We start from the raw sequence: 16,936 nt of genomic DNA, 5'->3' as shown, positions 1-16,936 counted from the left end.
ACAATAAACTGGAGATAACCATGTTTTCCTCAACCTCACCTGCAACCGTACGGTCGAAGGCGGGCGCGATACTTCGCGTCACGTCCGGCAACTTTCTTGAGCAATTCGATTTCTTTCTGTTCGGCTTCTATGCCACCTACATCGCCCACACGTTCTTCCCGGCGAGCAGTGAATTTGCGTCGCTGATGATGACCTTTGCCGTCTTCGGCGCGGGCTTTTTGATGCGTCCAATCGGCGCCATTGTGCTGGGGGCTTATATTGACAAGGTTGGCCGCCGCAAAGGGCTAATAGTGACGCTTTCCATTATGGCGGCAGGCACCTTCCTGATCGTGATGATCCCGTCTTATCAAAGTATTGGTCTCTGGGCGCCGCTGCTGGTGCTGACGGGCCGTCTGCTACAGGGCTTTTCCGCCGGCGCGGAGCTTGGGGGCGTGTCGGTCTATCTCGCGGAAATCGCCACGCCGGGCCGCAAGGGGTTTTACACCAGCTGGCAGTCCGGTAGCCAGCAGGTCGCCATTATGGTCGCCGCCGCAATGGGCTTTGCGCTGAACGCGCTGCTGGAAGAGAGCGCCATCCGCGAATGGGGCTGGCGCATCCCGTTCCTGTTCGGCTGTTTAATCGTGCCGTTTATCTTTTTCCTGCGCCGCAAGCTGGAGGAGACGGAAGAGTTCAGCGCGCGCCGCCATCACCTGGAGATGCGTCAGGTCTTTAAAACGCTGCTCGCGAACTGGCAGGTGGTGGTCGCGGGCATGCTGATGGTGGCGATGACCACCACGGCCTTTTATCTGATCACCGTTTATGCGCCCACCTTTGGCAAAAAGGTGCTGATGCTGAGCGCGTCAGACAGCCTGCTGGTCACGCTGCTGGTGGCGATCTCTAACTTCGTCTGGCTGCCGGTGGGTGGTGCCCTGTCGGACCGTTTTGGCCGCAAGCCGGTGCTGATTGCCATGACCCTGCTGGCGCTGGCGACCAGCTACCCGGCCCTGACGCTGCTGGCGAACGCGCCCAGCTTCTCGATGATGCTGAGCGTGCTGCTGTGGCTCTCCTTCCTCTACGGCCTCTATAACGGCGCGATGATCCCGGCGCTGACGGAAATTATGCCTGCTGAAGTCCGCGTAGCAGGGTTCTCTCTGGCTTACAGCCTGGCAACGGCGGTGTTCGGTGGCTTTACCCCGGTGATGTCCACCGCGCTGATTGAATACACCGGTGACAAAGCCTCGCCGGGCTACTGGATGAGCTTCGCTGCGGTATGTGCCCTGCTGGCAACGCTCTACCTCTACCGCCGTCGTGCGATGTCGCTGCAAAATACCGTCAAGTCACAGGGGGCCGCATGAAACGCACGTCTCGCTATACCGCCAGCGCGCTGGTGCTGATGTTCCTGAGCGCGAGCGCCTGCGCGCAGGACGTGAAGGTCATGATTTCCGGCGGTTTCAAAGCCGCCCTGGAAAAGCTGGCGCCGGAGTATGAACGTCAGACCGGAGATAAAATTGTGGTCATCCCCGGCCCCTCAATGGGCAATACGCCGCAGGCGATCCCAAACCGGCTCGCGCGCGGCGAGAAGGCCGACGTGGTGATTATGGTGGGTGATGCGCTGGAGAAGCTCGAAAAGGCCAGCCAGACCCGGCCGGGTTCGCGAACGGAACTTGCGGACTCTCCCGTTGGCATGGTGGTAAAAAAAGGAGCGGATATACCGGATATCAGCAGCGACGCGAAACTGCGTGAAACGCTGCTGCAGGCCAGCTCCATCGCCTACTCTGATAGCGCCAGCGGCAGGTACGTCAGCCAGGGGCTGTTCAAAAAGCTGGGCATTGAAAAGGAGGTCGCCGATAAAGCGACAATGGTCGAGCGCATTCCGGTCGCGTCGGAAGTGGCTAAAGGAAAATACGCCGTCGGTTTCCAGCAGGTTAGCGAGCTGTTGCCGGTTCAGGGCGTCACCTTTGTCGGGAAAATCCCTGACAATGTGCAATACATCACGCGCTTCGCGGGTGCGGTCACTCGTCACGCTGAACATCCTGACGAGGGGAAAGCGCTGTTATCCTATCTCGCCTCACCGCCCTCACGCGCCGTCATCGAGAAGACGGGGATGATCCCCGTTACGTCCGGCGATACTGCTCGGTGATCTGCTTTTCCAGTTCAGCCGCAATGTAAGACTGGATGCGCCCCCGGCGCCGGATAAGCCCAACGGTGCGTTTCACTTCCGGCGCCACCAGCGGCAGATGCGTCAACAGCGTGTGCTCAGAGGTCGGCATTGACATGGCGGGAACGGCAGCGATGCCAATCCCCGCCTCTACCATACCGAGCATCGTGGTGACGTGACGCGTTTCGCAGACGCTGGGGCGCCCGGGAACTATATCCCCCAGCATCCGATCGAGCAGGTTACGGTTACCTGACGTTTTATCGAGGGAGATATAATCCTGCTGGTAAAACGCCTGCCACGTCAGGTGACTCTTCTGCGCCACGGGGTGATCCTTTCGGCACGCCGCGACGTAGACATCCTCCACCAGCGGGAAAAATTCGATTTCAGACGGCAGGTTTCCTGCGAAGCAGATGCCGAAATCCGCCTGGCTGCGGGCCACGGCGTCAATCACATTCCCCGCGCTGCTGTCGATGAGCTTGATGCGAACGCGCGGATAGCGGGACTGAAAACGCCGGATCACGTCGGGCATAAAGTAACAGGCCGCGGAAGGGACCGCGGCAACCGCGATCAGCCCCGTCCGCTCTTCGCTGGCCTTATCGACATCCGCCAGCATTGACTCCACGCTGTCGAGCAGCTGCGCGGAGCGCTCGGCAAAGTTTTGTCCGTAGAGCGTCAGCGCCACGCGGCGGGTGGTGCGATCGAACAGCCTGTTTCCCAGCGCGGCTTCCAGCTTTTCAATCCTGCGGCTCAGCGCCGACTGGGATAAGCAGATAGATTCAGCGGCGACACGGAAGTTACCGTATTCCACTAACGCTCTGAAAGCATAAAGATCGTTAAGGTCAAAATTCACGGGCATGGCGTCTGGATGTCCTGTCAGGGAATACGCAACAAAGTCAAAAATAATAGCGTCTTATTGACCTGCCGCAACCGGCCTGGCGTTGAAATGCCGATCAGAGGTCGTTGAGATGCAGGCGGACGTACCCGGCGCGGTCGGTAATGGCCTGCCGATCCTCTTCCGTCATGTCCGCAAGCTGTTTAAAGACAATGCCCAGGCGGGGATTGTTACCGAGACGCGCCTGATTGCGCGCAAAGAAGTCCCAGTAAAGGGCATTGAAGGGGCAGGCCTGCTCTCCGGTACGCTGGTTGTGCTGATACCGGCACCCCTGACAGTAATTACTCATCTTATGAATATATGACGCGCTTGAGACGTAGGGTTTACTGGCCAGCAACCCGCCATCGCCAAACTGGCTCATGCCGAGGGTATTGGGCAGTTCCACCCACTCAAAGGCGTCAATATAGACGCCCAGATACCATTCATGAACCGCCTGCGGCGACAGGCCGCTGAGCAGGCTAAAGTTTCCAATGACCATCAGGCGCTGGATATGGTGGGCGTAAGCCTCGGTGAGCGACTGCCCAACGGCATGCGCCAGGCAGCGCATCTGCGTCTTGCCCGTCCAGAACCAGTCCGGCAGCGGGGCGTGCTGGTCTAAGGCATTCAGTTCCCGATAGCCGGGCATCTGCGACCAGTAGATCCCGCGCACATACTCCCGCCAGCCGAGAATTTGCCGGATAAACCCTTCGACGGCAGGCAGCGGCGCGTGGCCCAAACGCCACGCCTGCTGGGCGGCAGCAACCACTTCCCGCGGATTAAGCATCTTTGTGTTCAGCGCAAATGAAATTAACGAATGGAAAAGAAAAGGTTCCTCCGTGTGCATCGCGTCCTGCCAGTTTCCAAACTGCGGGAGCACGTGCGTGATAAATTCATCCAGCCTGGCTTTGGCTTCAGAACGGTTGAGCGGCCAGCGAAAATTGTCGGCCTGCGGTTCGCCGAAGGTCTTTACGCCGCAGCGTTGGATCTCCGCCCATAAGGCGGAACGATCGTGGCAAGGACGCGCGTCCCCCGGCGCGGGAGGCTCGCCGGACCAGCGCTTGCGGTTTTCAGCATCGAAATTCCATTTCCCCCCTTCCGGCTCGCCTGCTGACGTCAACAGGACGCCGTGCCGACGGCGCATTTCCCGGTAAAAGTATTCCATTCGCCAGCTTTTGCGCGACGCAAAAAACGCGCTGACCTGTTCCCGAGTGGTGAAGAAATGCTCGCTGCTGACGCAGGCCGTTTCAACGGAGACCGTCTTCGCCCACGCCTGCAGCTGCGCATCAAGACGCCATTCGTCGGGCTCCTGCCATATCACCCTGCCCGCGCCGTAATGCGCGACAAGCGCGTTGAGATTGTCTTCCAGCGCGCCGCGGTTTGAGTCATCAGAGAGCCGGACATACCTCACCCGATGCCCCTTCTCCTTTAATGCAGAGGCAAACGCGCGCATGGCGGCGAAGATAGCGATAACTTTCTGGGCGTGATGAAGCACATAGGCGGTTTCTGCCCGGAGTTCCAGCATCACGTAAATGATGTTCGGACTGCAGGTATCAAACCAGCTGTGATGCGGATTAAGCTGATCGCCCAGGATCAGACGTAGCTCGGTCAACGGTGGCTCCTGCGACAGCGCTCAGAACAGTATTTAACCTCATTCCAGCATTTCGCCCATTTCTTGCGCCACGTCATGGGCCGCTGGCAGTGCACGCACAGTCGACTGGGCAGGTCCTGCTTGTTACCTTTGAAATCGCTCATCTTTTCAATACCGTACTGATTTATTCACGCCACCTGCGGATAAAGGCTACGACAGACTTCACAAAATGAAGGTGATGCCCGCAAACCGCTACCCACCGCTACGTACGAAATGATAGTTTATTCAGGCTGGATTTGTCGCAGCAGGCGATATTCTGGCATCTTAACCGAATCTGACTTTCCCATTTTTGTTCAAGTGACGAGTTTGCGAGCAAAGCGATGATAAAGTGGCCCTGGAAAACGAATGAGGCTGGCCGGGATGTGGCGCTGCCATGGGATGACGCCCTGACGATCCCTGTTCTGGCTAATCTAAACCCGGATGAACAATCGAAACTGGTTCAGCTGGCGGATCGTTTTTTACAGCAAAAGCGCCTGGTGCCGCTGCAGGGGTTTGAACTCGATCCCCTGAAAAACGCCCGCATCGCGCTGCTTTTCTGTCTGCCGGTGCTTGAACTCGGCATTGAGTGGCTGGACGGTTTCCACGAAGTGCTTATCTATCCTGCGCCGTTCGTGGTGGATGACGAATGGCAGGACGATATTGGGCTGGTGCATAACCAGCGCGTGGTGCAGTCCGGACAAAGCTGGCAGCAAGGGCCGATTATCCTCAACTGGCTCGATATTCAGGACTCGTTCGACGCCTCCGGTTTTAATCTGATTATCCATGAAGTGGCGCACAAGCTGGATACCCGCAACGGCGATCGCGCCAGCGGCGTCCCGCGGATCCCGCTTCGCGAAGTGGCGGGCTGGGAGCACGACCTGCACGCGGCGATGGATAACATCCAGGATGAAATAGACCTGGTGGGCGAAAGCGCGGCCAGCATTGACGCCTATGCGGCAACCGACCCGGCTGAGTGCTTTGCGGTGCTCTCCGAGTACTTCTTCAGCGCGCCCGAGCTCTTCGCGCCCCGTTTCCCGGCCCTCTGGCAACGTTTCTGCCAGTTTTATCAGCAGGATCCGCTACAGCGCCTGCGGCAGAATGAAGCGTCCGGCGGGCATTCGTCCCGCCAGGTCCATTAAGCTTTTTCAGCAGGGGTACGCTCGGTTGACCATACCCCTATGCTCAGGGCTAAAAACAGCAATGCCATTCCCCACGCGGCCACCGTTAAAGACTGCTCCCCGTAAAAGCGCGTCACGACCGGCACCATCAGCGCGCTGACGCCGTAGCCTAACGTGTGGCTGGTGGCGATGACGCCCGCCCCTTTCCCCGTGGTTAGCCGATCGTTCAGCAGCAGCTGGTAGCCCGGCGTGGCCATCGCCGCCCCGAGTGACGTGGTAACAATCCCCACGTAGAACAGCGCTAAACCGGCGACAGCCATCAGCCCAAGCCCGGCCACCATCAGCACCGCCGCGATGCAAAGCAATGTCACCGGGCTGAAATGCTGCGGGCGGACCACCAGAAACTGTGCCGCGAGCGTGGCCAGCGCGGCCAGGCTCAGCAGGAGCGCGACATGATGGCTGATCTCCCGGGCGTTACCGTCCAGCAACGGGCTAAGATGCGGTGACAGGCCAATCTGCATCAGGCTCACCAGCGCCGCCAGCAGCAGCGCCAGCAGCAGGAACGGCAGCATGGAGGCCTGCAGGCGGGTTGCCTGGTGGGCTACCGGCGGCAGCGGCGGGTCAGCGACTTCGCGAAGCACCAGCAGCAGGGCGATAAGCGGCGCAACCGCCATCAGCCAGAGCGGTGCCACCGGATTAACGCTGAGCATCAGCGCCGCCAGCGGCGGGCCGAGCAAACGCCCGCAGCTGAGGCCGGAGCTTATCGTCGCCAGCGCCGCCATTCTTTTCTCCAGCCCCGCACGCTGAATCGCCCACGTCTGGGCCGCAGGCACCAGCCCCGAGACCGTCAGCCCGTAGAGCAGGCGCGAGAAAATAAGCCCCGCCAGCCCCCAGACCGCATCCAGCCTTCCGGCCGCCATCCCCCAGACCACCAGGGACATCACGACGAAACTCGCCAGATAGCCGCTTAGCGAGGCTAGCATGACGGACTTACACCCCTTTCGCTCGCTCTGACGCCCCCACCAGGGCGAGGCCGGTAAAAAGAGCATGGATCCAAATATCAACAGCCCGGCCCAGACAGAGAGAGACAGCCCGGTCAGGGTGACCAGCTGCGGGAGCATCACCAGCAAGCCGTTTTGCCCGATGCCGAGTAACCCCGCAGATAGCGCCAGGGGCCAGTTAGCTTTTGAAGTGACGTTTTCCGTCAAGGTTTCAGAGTCAGCGCGCATAAGAATGTGAACATAGTGTCAATAAATGTGTGGAAATTATGAAGTTTATGAAAACAAATATTGCAAAAATGGTTGCGAGTGTAAACAGAATGAATATCATAACGAGAATTATTATCAATCATGGAATGAGGTACATCTATGCGTGCTCTGCTCCGCGCCGCCGGTACAGACGTTGCAGCCCAGTGCTTTTTAAACGCCCTGTTGCGTGAAACGAAGGACTGGCGCTATCTCCCCGCTACCGATGCGGATGCGCTATCTGAGATCCATATCCCGCTTTCCCAAACCCAGGCGCTTCGGGTGCCGGTACGCTATTTCTCACCCACCCAGCATCATCAGTACCGTTTCCCGGCAACGCGGATTCAGAGCAACAGCGACAGGGGTGACGCCGTCACTTTCCCTCAACTGGTTGATTTAATTCTTGAAAAACCGTCCGTAAAAGGCTCGCTGGATGCCGATACGCTGGCGCGTTTTAAGCAGCGCGTTCTCGAAAGCCATGCCCACACCTGGCAGGCGATTGATTTACGCCACAGTTGGGCAACCCTGCGCGATAAGCCGCTGACGTTTGCCGAAGCGGAACAGGCGCTGCTGGTCGGCCATGCGTTTCACCCGGCACCGAAGTCTCACGAGCCGTTCAACGAAGCCGAGGCGCGCCGCTATTTGCCCGATTTCGCCTCCCGCTTCCCGCTGCGCTGGTTTGCCGTTGAGAGCACGCTCGTTGCCGGCGACAGCCTGAACGTCTCCCTGCGTGAGCGTCTGCTGCGCTTTGCGGCCCAGAGCGCGCCCGAGCTGCTCGGCCACTTTACCGACACCCGCTGGCTGCTGCCGATGCACCCGTGGCAGGCCGACTATCTGCTGGAGCAGGACTGGTGCCAGCGTCTGGCGGAAAACGGTTCGTTGCAGGACCTGGGTGAAGCGGGCGCACAGTGGCTGCCCACCAGCTCCTCCCGCTCGCTGTACAGCGAGACCAACAGCGACATGATTAAGTTCTCCCTCAGCGTGCGCCTGACCAACTCCGTGCGCACGCTGTCGGTGAAAGAGGTGAAGCGCGGCATGCGCCTGGCGCGTCTGGCAAAAACGGAACGCTGGCAGGATTTACAGGCACGCTACCCGACCATGCGCGTGATGCAGGAAGACGGCTGGGCGGGACTGCGTGATGAAAGCGGCACTATTCAGGAAGAGAGCCTGATGGCCCTGCGCGTCAATCTGCTGTTCGAAACGCCAGACACCCAGACCAACGTGCTGGTGAGCCTGACGCAGGCCGCGCCGGACGGCGGTGACAGCCTGCTCGCCGCGGCGGTGCGCCGTCTGAGCCAGCGTCTGGATCTCCCGCTCGCCCAGGCCGCCCGCTGCTGGCTGGACGCCTACTGCGACCGCGTGTTACTTCCGCTGTTCAGCGCCGAGGCGGACTACGGTCTGGTCCTGCTGGCGCACCAGCAAAATATCCTCGTTGAGATGCAGCAGGATTTCCCGGTCGGGCTGATCTACCGCGACTGCCAGGGCAGCGCGTGGACCGAAAGCGCTGACACGTGGCTGAAAGAAGCTGGCGAAACTGAGGTGGAAAACCGCTTCGGCGAGAGCCAGCTGCTGCGCTACTTCCCTTACTACCTGCTGCTGAACTCTACCCTTGCCGTCACCGCCGCCCTCGCCGCCGCCGGTTTCGACAGCGAAGAGAGCCTGATGTCCCGGGTGCGCGACGCGCTGGCAGAACTGCGCCGCACGGCGAAGCAGACCCGCTGCCTCGACTACGTGCTCGACAGCCCGACCTGGAACTGCAAAGGCAACTTCTTCTGCTACCTGCACGATCGCAATGAAAACACCATCGCCGATCCGGCGGTGATCTATTTCGACTTTAGCAACCCGTTCTACAAGGAGAAGGCGTGATGGCTATCGCGAATATCGTCCATTCCGGCTACGGCTTTCACTGCACCGCAACGGATCGCGCCCTGCCGCTGGCGTTGGGTCTCGACGGCAGCGCGGTGCTGGAGCGTCTGAAGGGGATCCCGGACGGCTGGCTGGTGGAAGCCCTGGATCAGCTGTTTGTGGCCGCCCCCGCGCTGACCGGCATTACGTTGCCGTGGGCGGACTGGCAGGATGAACCCCAGGCGCAGGCGCTGTTTGGCCTGGCCCACGGTGATTATCTGGCGCGCGACGCCTTCTGGCAATTGCCGCTGTGGCTGAAGGGCGAACGCCTGCAGGCGAGCGGCGGAATGCAGTTTGACGAGAGCCGTCAACTGTACTTCCCGCTGCGCCCTCGCCGCCCGCAGGGTGAGGTGTATCGCCGTTACGATCCGCAAATTAAGCGTACCCTCAGCTTCCGCGTGGCCGACGTGGCGCTGGACGGCGAGCGTTTTACCCGCTGGATGAATAACCCGCGCGTGAACGCCTTCTGGGAGATGGCGGGCCCGCAGGCCGAGCAGGAAAACTACCTGCGCCGTCAGCTCGACTCGCCCTACTGTTACCCGGTTATCGGCTGCTTCGACGATCAACCGTTTGGCTATTTTGAACTCTACTGGGCACCGGAAGACCGCATTGGCCGCCACTACCGCTGGCAGCCGTTTGACCGCGGGCTGCACATGCTGGTGGGCGAAGAGAACTGGCGCGGCGCGCAGTACATCCGCAGCTGGCTGCGCGGTCTGAGCCACTACCTGTATCTCGATGAACCGCGCACCACGCGCATCGTGGCCGAGCCGCGCTTCGACAACCAGCGCCTGTTCCGTCACCTTTCCTCTGCCGGTTTTGACACGGTGAAAGAGTTCGACTTCCCGCATAAACGCTCGCGCCTCATTATGAGCCAGCGTCACCGCTTCTTCAGCGAGGTGGGCCTGTGAACGTGCTCTGGGAAAAAGTGAACCGCGAGATGGTGGCGAAGATCCTCGCCGAGCTGGAATACGAGCGCACCCTGCGCGCCGAGCCAGTTTCGTCGGACGCCTGGCGCATCGCCATGGGCAACGAGTCCTGGCAGTTTTGCGCCACGCGCGGGATCTGGGGCTGGCTGCATATCGACCCGGACAGCCTGACCACCGCCAGCGGCGATGCCGTCGAAGCGGAAAGCGCGCTGCTGCAGCTGGCGACGGTGCTGGAGATGAGCGACGCGCAAACGGCAGAGCACATGGAGGACCTCTACGCCACGCTGCGCGGCGACATGCAGCTGCTGCAGGCGCGTGACGCGCTGGATGCGGACGCGCTGATCCACCTCGATCCGGACGAATTACAGTGCCTGATGCGCGGTCACCCGAAGTTTATTTTCAACAAAGGTCGCCGCGGCTGGGGGCTGGACGCGCTGCGCCAGTACGCACCGGAGTACCGCGGACGTTTTCGTCTGCACTGGGTTGCCGTTCAGCGGGAGCATCTGGTCTGGAGCAGCGACGTCGATTGCGATATCAGCGCCCTGCTGGCGAGCGCCATGGACAACGCCGAGCGCGCCCGCTTTGACGCCCGCTGGCAGGCGCTGGGCCTCGACGAGAGCTGGCTGCCGGTGCCGCTGCACCCGTGGCAGTGGCAGCAGAAGATTGCCATTCATTTCCTGCCGCAGCTGGCGCGCGGTGAGATGGTTGAGCTGGGCGAGTTTGGCGATGAGTACCTGGCGCAGCAGTCCCTGCGCACGCTCACCAACGCCAGCCGTCGCGCGCCGTTTGACATTAAGCTTCCGCTGACGATCTACAACACCTCCTGCTATCGCGGTATTCCGGGCAAATACATTGCCGCCGGGCCGCTGGCCTCGCGCTGGCTGCAGCAGCAGTTTGCCACCGACGCTACGCTTGCCCGCTCTGGCGCACAGGTGCTTGGCGAACCCGCCGCCGGATATCTGTCGCATCCGGGCTATGCGGCGCTGCCGAAAGCGCCGTACCGCTATCAGGAGATGCTGGGGGTGATCTGGCGCGAGAACCCGTCCTGCTATCTGCAGGAGGGCGAACAGGCGGTGCTGCTGGCGGCGCTGATGGAAACCGATAACGCCGGGCGCCCGCTGATTGACGCGTGGATCAACCGTTCCGGGCTAAGCGCCGACGCGTGGCTGGAAAAGCTGTTTGAGGCAACGGTGATCCCGTTCTATCACCTGCTCTGCCGCTACGGCGTGGCGCTGATCGCCCACGGCCAGAACGTGACGCTGGTGATGAAAAACTCTATCCCGCAGCGCATCCTGCTGAAGGATTTCCAGGGCGATATGCGCCTGGTGGATGAAGATTTCCCGCAGGCGGAAAGCCTGCCGAAACAGGTGAAGGCCGTCACGGCGCGCCTGAGCGCGGATTACATCATCCATGACCTGCAAACCGGCAACTTCGTGACGGTGCTGCGTTTTATCTCGCGCCTCACGCTGCAAAGCGGCGTCAGCGAAACGCGTTTCTATCAGATCCTCGCCGGCGTTCTGCACCGCTATATGGCCGCGCACCCCGAGCTTGCCGAGCGCTTTGCGACGTTCGACCTGTTTAAGCCGCAAATTATTCGGGTGATCCTCAACCCGGTCAAACTGACCTTCTCCGAACACGACGGCGGCAGCCGCATGCTGCCGAACTACGTCACCGACCTTGATAACCCTCTTTTTCTGGCCTCCCGGGAGTCCGCGCAATGAAAACCTATGATTTCATCGGCATTGGTATCGGCCCGTTTAACCTTAGCATCGCCGCCCTCGCAGAAGGGCTGGACGGCTTTAGCTCGCTGTTTCTTGAGCGCAAACCGCACTTTTCCTGGCACCCGGGGATGATGGTGCCGGACTGCCACATGCAGACCAGCTTCCTGAAGGATCTGGTCAGCGCCGTGGAGCCGACCAACCGCCACAGCTTCCTGAACTACCTGGTGCAGCGTAAAAAGTTCTACCGCTTCCTGACCACCGAGCAGCGCACCGTTTCACGGGAAGAGTTTGCCGACTACCTGTGCTGGGCGGCGGACAACCTCACCAACCTCGCCTTCAGCCAGCAGGTACAGCAGGTGAGCTTTGATGAGAAAAGCGGCCTGTTTGAGGTAGTGACCCAACGCGATCGCTTCCTGGCGCGCCACGTCTGCGTGGGGATCGGTAAGCAGATCAACCTGCCGGACTGCGTCACGACGCAGGACGATAGCTGCTTCCACGCCAGCGAGATGATGCTGCGCACGCCGGATCTCGCGGGCAAGCGCGTCACCGTTGTCGGCGGCGGCCAGAGCGGCGCCGACCTGTTCCTGAATATTTTCCGCGGCGAATGGGGCCAGCCGCTGAGCCTGAACTGGGTCTCGCGGCGCAACAACTACAACGCGCTGGATGAAGCCGCCTTTGCTAACGAGTATTTCACGCCGGAGTACGTGGACAGCTTCTCCACGCTCGGTGAAGAGGCGCGTCGTCAGATGTTGCACGAGCAGAAGATGACCTCCGACGGGATCACCACCGAGTCCCTGCTGGCGATTTACCGCGCCATGTACCACCGCTTTGAAGTGCTGCGTGAAAAACCCTGGGCGCACCTGATGCCGTCCCGCTCGGTGACGGCCCTGACGCGCCTGGAAAACGGACAGCGTCTGAGCATACAGCATCACCTCGACGGCGGCCGTGAGCAGCTGGAGAGTGACGTTGTGATTTTCGCCACCGGCTATCGCGCCGTGCAGCCTGCGTTCCTGGCGCCGCTGTCTCACCGCCTGCATCTGGATACGGACGAAGCCTTCTGCATCAACAACGATTTCACCCTCGAATGGGACGGCCCGCAGAGTAACCGCCTGTTTGCCGTGAATGCCGGGATGCACCGTCTCGGCATTGCCGAACCCCAGCTCAGCCTGATGGCCTGGCGCGCGGCGCGAATTCTGAATCGCGCGCACGCCGACGAGCCGTTTGAGCTGGCTACCACCCCTGGCGTTATCCACTGGCGAAGCACCACCAGCCCGGAGAACAGCCAGGTTTTTAAATCATTAGCAAAAACCTCCGAGTACTGACACACACAATCAGGGTCAACATAACAATGAAACGTTCTCATCTTTGGGTTTTAAATCCTTGCTTGCTTGCAATGCTTTCTACCTCTGCGTGGGCGGAAGAACAAAAGGAAGAAAATATCGTGGTCTCCGCCAGCCGCGCGCACCGCAGCGTGGCGGAGATGGCGCAGACCACCTGGGTCATTGAGCGGGCTGAAATTGAGCAGCAGGTTCAGGGCGGGAAAGAGATTAAAGAAGTGCTGGCGCAGCTGATTCCGGGCATGGACGTCAGCAGCCAGGGGCGTACCAACTACGGCATGAACCTGCGCGGCCGCTCCATGATGGTGATGGTGGACGGCGTGCGCCTGAACTCGTCCCGCAGCGACAGCCGCCAGCTCGACTCTATCGATCCGTTCAACATTGACCGTATCGAGGTTATCTCCGGCGCCACGTCACTCTACGGCGGCGGCAGTACCGGCGGTCTGGTGAACATCGTCACCAAAAAAGGCCAGCCTGAGACCGAAGTCGAATTCCAGACCGGGGCTAAAAGCGGGTTTAACAGCCACAACGACCATGATGAGAACGTATCGGCAGCGGTCAGCGGCGGCAACGATCACGCGTCCGGTCGTCTGTCGGTGTCGTATCAGCGCTACGGCGGCTGGTATGACGGCAACGGCGACGAGGTGATCATTGATAACACCCAGACCGGCTTACAGTATTCTGACCGTATCGACGTGATGGGCACAGGCACCCTCAACATCGACGATCATCAGCAGCTGCAGCTGACGACCCAGTACTACAAGAGCGAGTCCGACGGCAAGCATGGTCTCTATCTCGGGAAGAACTTCTCGGCGGTCACGGGGGATGCGACCGCGTACAACAAAGGTAACCTCGATTCTGACCGCGTGCCGGGTACCGAGCGCCATCTGATTAACCTGCAGTACTCCAATACCGACTTCTGGGGCCAGGATCTGGTCGCGCAGATTTACTATCGCGACGAGAGCCTGACCTACTATCCGTTCCCGACCCTGACCAAAGGCGTGGTCACCAGCATCGGCGCGTCGCAGCAGAAAACCGATTTCTACGGCGGCAAGCTGACGCTGAACAGCAAGCCGGTGGACGATTTGACGCTGACCTGGGGTATGGATGCCGACCACGAAACCTTCGACGCCAACCAGCAGTTCTTCAACCTGAAAAAAGCTGCGGCAAGTGGCGGCATGGAGCTGGATAACGCCTACAACGTGGGCCGCTACCCGGGCTACAGCATCACCAACCTCGCCCCGTTCCTGCAGGCCAGCTATGATATTGACGCCATCACCCTGAGCGGCGGCGTGCGCTACCAGTACACCGAGAACAAGGTGGACGACTTTGTCGGTTACACCCAGCAGCAGGCCATCGCTACCGGGAAAGCCACCTCCGCCGACGCGGTGCCGGGCGGGAAAACCGATTACAACAACTTCCTGTTTAACGCCGGGATCCTCGGTCGGCTGACCGAACAGCAGCAGGTGTGGTTTAACTTCTCCCAGGGCTTCGAAATCCCGGACCTGGCGAAGTACTACGGCTCCGGGACCTATCAGCTCAGCAACGGTCACTATCGCCTGCTGAACAGCGTCAACGTCAACGACTCGAAGCTGGACGGTATCAAGGTCAACGCTTATGAGCTGGGCTGGCGCTACACCGGGGATAACCTGCGCACCCAGGTTGCGGCGTATTACTCGCTCTCGGATAAAACCATCACCATCAACAAGACGGACATGACCATTAACCTGGAAGACGACAAGCGTCGTATCTACGGGGTGGAAGGTCAGGTGGACTACTTCTTCACCGACAGCGACTGGAGCACGGGCGCGAACTTTAACGCCATTAAGTCGGAAACTCGCGAAAACGGGAAATGGGAGAAGCTGACGGTAGACAGCGCCAGCCCGTCGAAAGCCAGCGCGTGGGTCAACTGGGCGCCGGGCGACTGGACCCTGCGCGTGCAGAGCACGCAGACCTTTGACGTCTCTGACGCCGACGGCAAGAAGATCGATGGCTATAACACGGTCGACTTCCTGGGCAGCTACGCCCTGCCGGTGGGTAAAGTCAGCTTCAGCGTGGAGAACCTGCTGGACAAAGACTACACCACCGCCTGGGGCCAGCGCGCGCCGGGGCTGTATAGCCCAACCTACGGTGCACCGGGTCTGTATACCTATAAAGGCCGTGGGCGGACGTTTGGTCTGAACTACTCCGTTCTGTTCTAATCCTGAGCGCCGCCTGCGGGCGGCGCATTTTGCTGTGTAATTTCGAAGCAAATTTACTATAAAATCAGCGATTTGCTGAAATTGTCGGCAAACGAAAAAAAAGCGCGATTTCACCCTTTGACAAGGCGAACTGAGGTCGCTACTATGCGCCTCGTTCACACGATTCCTCTGTAGTTCAGTCGGTAGAACGGCGGACTGTTAATCCGTATGTCACTGGTTCGAGTCCAGTCAGAGGAGCCAAATTTGAAAAGCCTGCTTTTGAAGCAGGCTTTTTGCTTTTCTGCGTCGGGTAAAATTGTCGGGTGGCGGCTTCGCCTTACCCGACCTACGGGACCTGTCTTATCTTTCAACTGGCGGAAGGACCCGTAACGCTCAGGGCAGCCGGGCAATCACCTTTATCTCAAACTGGAATCCGTACAGCCACGTCACGCCGATCCCGGTCAAGGTAGGGTAAGGCGCTTCACCCCAATATTCTGGCAGGATGCTCCAGATAGCGTCGAGGTTTGACTCGGGATCGACGACAAAAAGGGTAACGTCAACCACGTCATCGAACGTGCAGCCCGCAGCCGTGAGAACAGCATTAAGGTTATCAAACGCCAGACGGATCTGCGCTTTTATATCCTCTTCAGGCGAACCATCCTCCCGGCTACCAACCTGCCCCGAAACAAACAGAAAGCCGTTAGATTTGATGGCGGGCGAATACCGATTGCGCTCATAGAGCGCCTGCCGTCCGAAGGGAAAAACGGCTTCGCGAGTTGTCATGTTAGTACCTTTGCAATGGGGCGAAATCTGCCCGTTGAACATACAGACACTTTACAGGCACCAGATCGGGCGGATAAACAAGCGACTTTGTCCATCATTGTTTGTAATATCCAAACAATCGGTGAAAAGAGAGGATAAGGAATGGATCGTTTCGACGCGATGCGCGCCTTTGCTCGCGTGGTTGAGGCAGGTAGTTTCACAAAGGCTGCCCAAACGCTTCATATGAGCAAAACCACGGTGACGCAGCTCATTCAGCAGCTGGAAGCGCGCCTGCGCGTCAAATTGCTCCATCGCACCACCCGCAGGCTCGGTGTGACCCCCGATGGCGCGGTCTACTACGAACGCGTCATCCGCCTGCTGGCAGACATGGAAGATGCTGAAAACAGCCTGTCCAGCGCGACGATGACGCCCAGAGGACGGCTACGGGTAGACGTGCCCAGTCCGCTGGCCCGCCTCATCCTGGTGCCGGCGCTACCGGCTTTCCATGCACGCTACCCGGATATCCAGTTCGATATGGGCGTGAGCGACCGGGTGGTGGATCTGATCGGCGACAACGTGGATTGCGTCCTGCGCGGTGGCGAAATCAACGACCAGTCCCTGATCGCACGCCACGTCGGCGATTTGCACATCGGCGTTTACGTCGCACCGAGCTATGTGGAACGCCTCGGCGCCCCTGCGCACCCGCGAGAGCTGGAAAACACCGACCATCGCATTGTAGGGTTCTTGTCCTCGCGCACCGGTAAGATTGATCCTCTGGTACTGCGCAGTGAGAGTGAACATATTGAAATCACGGGCAGCTATGTCCTTGCCGTGGATGATGGCAATGCTTACCTCGAAGCTGGATTAGCCGGGTTAGGCGTGATTGCGCTGCCGGTCTATATGGCAGAAGCGCATCAGGCTTGTGGTTCCTTGATTCGGCTATTCGAACATTGGCGTATTAAGCCAATGCCCCTGTACCTGGCATTTCCGCCTAACCGCCACGTCAACGCCAGACTGCGCGTTTTTATTGATTGGATCGTTGAATTGATGCAGCAGCATGTCCCTAATTCCAATAATAAGTCACTCCCTACCAGCCCCTGATTCGCTC

At 59.7% G+C, this 16,936-nt stretch carries 14 protein-coding genes and 1 tRNA gene; 10 read left to right on the top strand and 5 right to left on the bottom strand.

All coding sequences use genetic code 11. The annotated features are described in order from the left end of the window. Positions 1-20: 20 nt before the first annotated feature. The gene (locus tag AA74_RS0121320; protein ID WP_025913333.1) at positions 21-1,334 is read left to right on the top strand and encodes an MFS transporter; all 1,314 of its coding nucleotides are present in this window, start codon (positions 21-23) and stop codon (positions 1,332-1,334) included. Then, on the top strand, positions 1,331-2,119 hold the full coding sequence (locus tag AA74_RS0121315) for a substrate-binding domain-containing protein (RefSeq protein ID WP_025913332.1): 789 nt from the start codon (positions 1,331-1,333) through the stop codon (positions 2,117-2,119). Before AA74_RS0121320 ends, AA74_RS0121315 begins: the two co-directional genes overlap by 4 nt. On the opposite strand, the gene AA74_RS0121310 is transcribed toward AA74_RS0121315, so the two are convergent. The 3 genes from AA74_RS0121310 to AA74_RS1000000123185 all read right to left on the bottom strand — a co-directional run bounded on the left by AA74_RS0121310 (position 2,094) and on the right by AA74_RS1000000123185 (position 4,760). Then, on the bottom strand, positions 2,094-2,993 hold the full coding sequence (locus tag AA74_RS0121310; RefSeq protein WP_025913330.1) for a LysR family transcriptional regulator: 900 nt from the start codon (positions 2,991-2,993) through the stop codon (positions 2,094-2,096). The two genes, AA74_RS0121315 and AA74_RS0121310, sit on opposite strands and share 26 nt — an antisense overlap. A 94-nt stretch (positions 2,994-3,087) precedes the next feature. Continuing rightward, complete coding sequence (locus AA74_RS0121305) at positions 3,088-4,617, bottom strand: cryptochrome/photolyase family protein (RefSeq protein ID WP_155267978.1); 1,530 nt, start codon at positions 4,615-4,617, stop codon at positions 3,088-3,090. Then, a complete protein-coding gene (locus AA74_RS1000000123185) occupies positions 4,614-4,760 on the bottom strand; it encodes a DUF2256 domain-containing protein (protein ID WP_071530926.1) in 147 nt (48 codons plus the stop codon). The genes AA74_RS0121305 and AA74_RS1000000123185 overlap by 4 nt, the downstream gene beginning before the upstream one ends. A 216-nt stretch (positions 4,761-4,976) precedes the next feature. Between AA74_RS1000000123185 and mtfA the strand changes: the two genes are divergently transcribed. Beyond that, complete coding sequence (mtfA, locus tag AA74_RS0121300; protein WP_023325586.1) at positions 4,977-5,774, top strand: DgsA anti-repressor MtfA; 798 nt, start codon at positions 4,977-4,979, stop codon at positions 5,772-5,774. Here mtfA and AA74_RS0121295 read toward each other — a convergent pair. Beyond that, a complete protein-coding gene (locus tag AA74_RS0121295) occupies positions 5,771-6,982 on the bottom strand; it encodes an MFS transporter (RefSeq protein WP_025913328.1) in 1,212 nt (403 codons plus the stop codon). The two genes, mtfA and AA74_RS0121295, sit on opposite strands and share 4 nt — an antisense overlap. Positions 6,983-7,120: 138 nt before the next feature. Between AA74_RS0121295 and AA74_RS0121290 the strand changes: the two genes are divergently transcribed. From AA74_RS0121290 to AA74_RS0121265, 6 genes are all read left to right on the top strand, one after another. Further along, on the top strand, positions 7,121-8,863 hold the full coding sequence (locus tag AA74_RS0121290) for an IucA/IucC family siderophore biosynthesis protein (protein ID WP_025913327.1): 1,743 nt from the start codon (positions 7,121-7,123) through the stop codon (positions 8,861-8,863). Further along, positions 8,863-9,810 (top strand): GNAT family N-acetyltransferase, encoded by a 948-nt coding sequence (locus AA74_RS0121285; RefSeq protein ID WP_025913326.1) that lies wholly within the window; start codon positions 8,863-8,865, stop codon positions 9,808-9,810. Before AA74_RS0121290 ends, AA74_RS0121285 begins: the two co-directional genes overlap by 1 nt. Next, positions 9,807-11,549 carry an IucA/IucC family siderophore biosynthesis protein gene (gene iucC, locus AA74_RS0121280; RefSeq protein ID WP_025913325.1) on the top strand — a complete coding sequence of 581 codons (1,743 nt, stop codon included), beginning with the start codon at positions 9,807-9,809 and terminating at the stop codon, positions 11,547-11,549. Before AA74_RS0121285 ends, iucC begins: the two co-directional genes overlap by 4 nt. Next, positions 11,546-12,871 carry a lysine N(6)-hydroxylase/L-ornithine N(5)-oxygenase family protein gene (locus AA74_RS0121275; protein WP_021241410.1) on the top strand — a complete coding sequence of 442 codons (1,326 nt, stop codon included), beginning with the start codon at positions 11,546-11,548 and terminating at the stop codon, positions 12,869-12,871. The genes iucC and AA74_RS0121275 overlap by 4 nt, the downstream gene beginning before the upstream one ends. Before the next feature lie 26 nt (positions 12,872-12,897). Continuing rightward, positions 12,898-15,087, top strand: a complete 2,190-nt coding sequence (locus tag AA74_RS0121270; RefSeq protein WP_025913322.1) for a TonB-dependent siderophore receptor — start codon at positions 12,898-12,900, stop codon at positions 15,085-15,087. A 164-nt stretch (positions 15,088-15,251) separates the two neighbouring features. After that, positions 15,252-15,327 (top strand) — tRNA-Asn (locus AA74_RS0121265). A 132-nt stretch (positions 15,328-15,459) separates the two neighbouring features. On the opposite strand, the gene AA74_RS0121260 is transcribed toward AA74_RS0121265, so the two are convergent. Further along, positions 15,460-15,849, bottom strand: a complete 390-nt coding sequence (locus tag AA74_RS0121260; protein ID WP_025913321.1) for a RidA family protein — start codon at positions 15,847-15,849, stop codon at positions 15,460-15,462. Positions 15,850-15,990: 141 nt separating this feature from the next. On the opposite strand from AA74_RS0121260, the gene AA74_RS0121255 reads away from it, so the two are divergent. Continuing rightward, positions 15,991-16,929, top strand: a complete 939-nt coding sequence (locus AA74_RS0121255) for a LysR family transcriptional regulator (RefSeq protein WP_025913320.1) — start codon at positions 15,991-15,993, stop codon at positions 16,927-16,929. The last annotated feature ends 7 nt before the right edge of the window (positions 16,930-16,936 follow it).

Origin of the sequence: Enterobacter sp. 5-4 (assembly GCF_000612205.1) — a bacterium.
GTDB lineage: Bacteria > Pseudomonadota > Gammaproteobacteria > Enterobacterales > Enterobacteriaceae > Enterobacter > Enterobacter roggenkampii.
Note: the sequence above shows the minus strand (reverse complement) of the source record. Positions and strands in the feature narration are given on the sequence as shown.

Excerpts from the sequence above, each read along its gene's own strand:
- AA74_RS0121315 (WP_025913332.1), top strand. The coding sequence starts at position 1,331 with ATGAAACGCACGTCTCGCTATACCGCCAGCGCGCTGGTGCTGATGTTC.
- AA74_RS0121290 (WP_025913327.1), top strand. The coding sequence starts at position 7,121 with ATGCGTGCTCTGCTCCGCGCCGCCGGTACAGACGTTGCAGCCCAGTGC.
- AA74_RS0121310 (WP_025913330.1), bottom strand. The coding sequence starts at position 2,993 with ATGCCCGTGAATTTTGACCTTAACGATCTTTATGCTTTCAGAGCGTTA.
- AA74_RS0121295 (WP_025913328.1), bottom strand. The coding sequence starts at position 6,982 with ATGCGCGCTGACTCTGAAACCTTGACGGAAAACGTCACTTCAAAAGCT.
- mtfA (WP_023325586.1), top strand. The coding sequence starts at position 4,977 with ATGATAAAGTGGCCCTGGAAAACGAATGAGGCTGGCCGGGATGTGGCG.
- AA74_RS0121275 (WP_021241410.1), top strand. The coding sequence starts at position 11,546 with ATGAAAACCTATGATTTCATCGGCATTGGTATCGGCCCGTTTAACCTT.
- AA74_RS0121320 (WP_025913333.1), top strand. The coding sequence starts at position 21 with ATGTTTTCCTCAACCTCACCTGCAACCGTACGGTCGAAGGCGGGCGCG.
- AA74_RS0121260 (WP_025913321.1), bottom strand. The coding sequence starts at position 15,849 with ATGACAACTCGCGAAGCCGTTTTTCCCTTCGGACGGCAGGCGCTCTAT.
- AA74_RS1000000123185 (WP_071530926.1), bottom strand. The coding sequence starts at position 4,760 with ATGAGCGATTTCAAAGGTAACAAGCAGGACCTGCCCAGTCGACTGTGC.
- AA74_RS0121255 (WP_025913320.1), top strand. The coding sequence starts at position 15,991 with ATGGATCGTTTCGACGCGATGCGCGCCTTTGCTCGCGTGGTTGAGGCA.
- AA74_RS0121270 (WP_025913322.1), top strand. The coding sequence starts at position 12,898 with ATGAAACGTTCTCATCTTTGGGTTTTAAATCCTTGCTTGCTTGCAATG.
- AA74_RS0121285 (WP_025913326.1), top strand. The coding sequence starts at position 8,863 with ATGGCTATCGCGAATATCGTCCATTCCGGCTACGGCTTTCACTGCACC.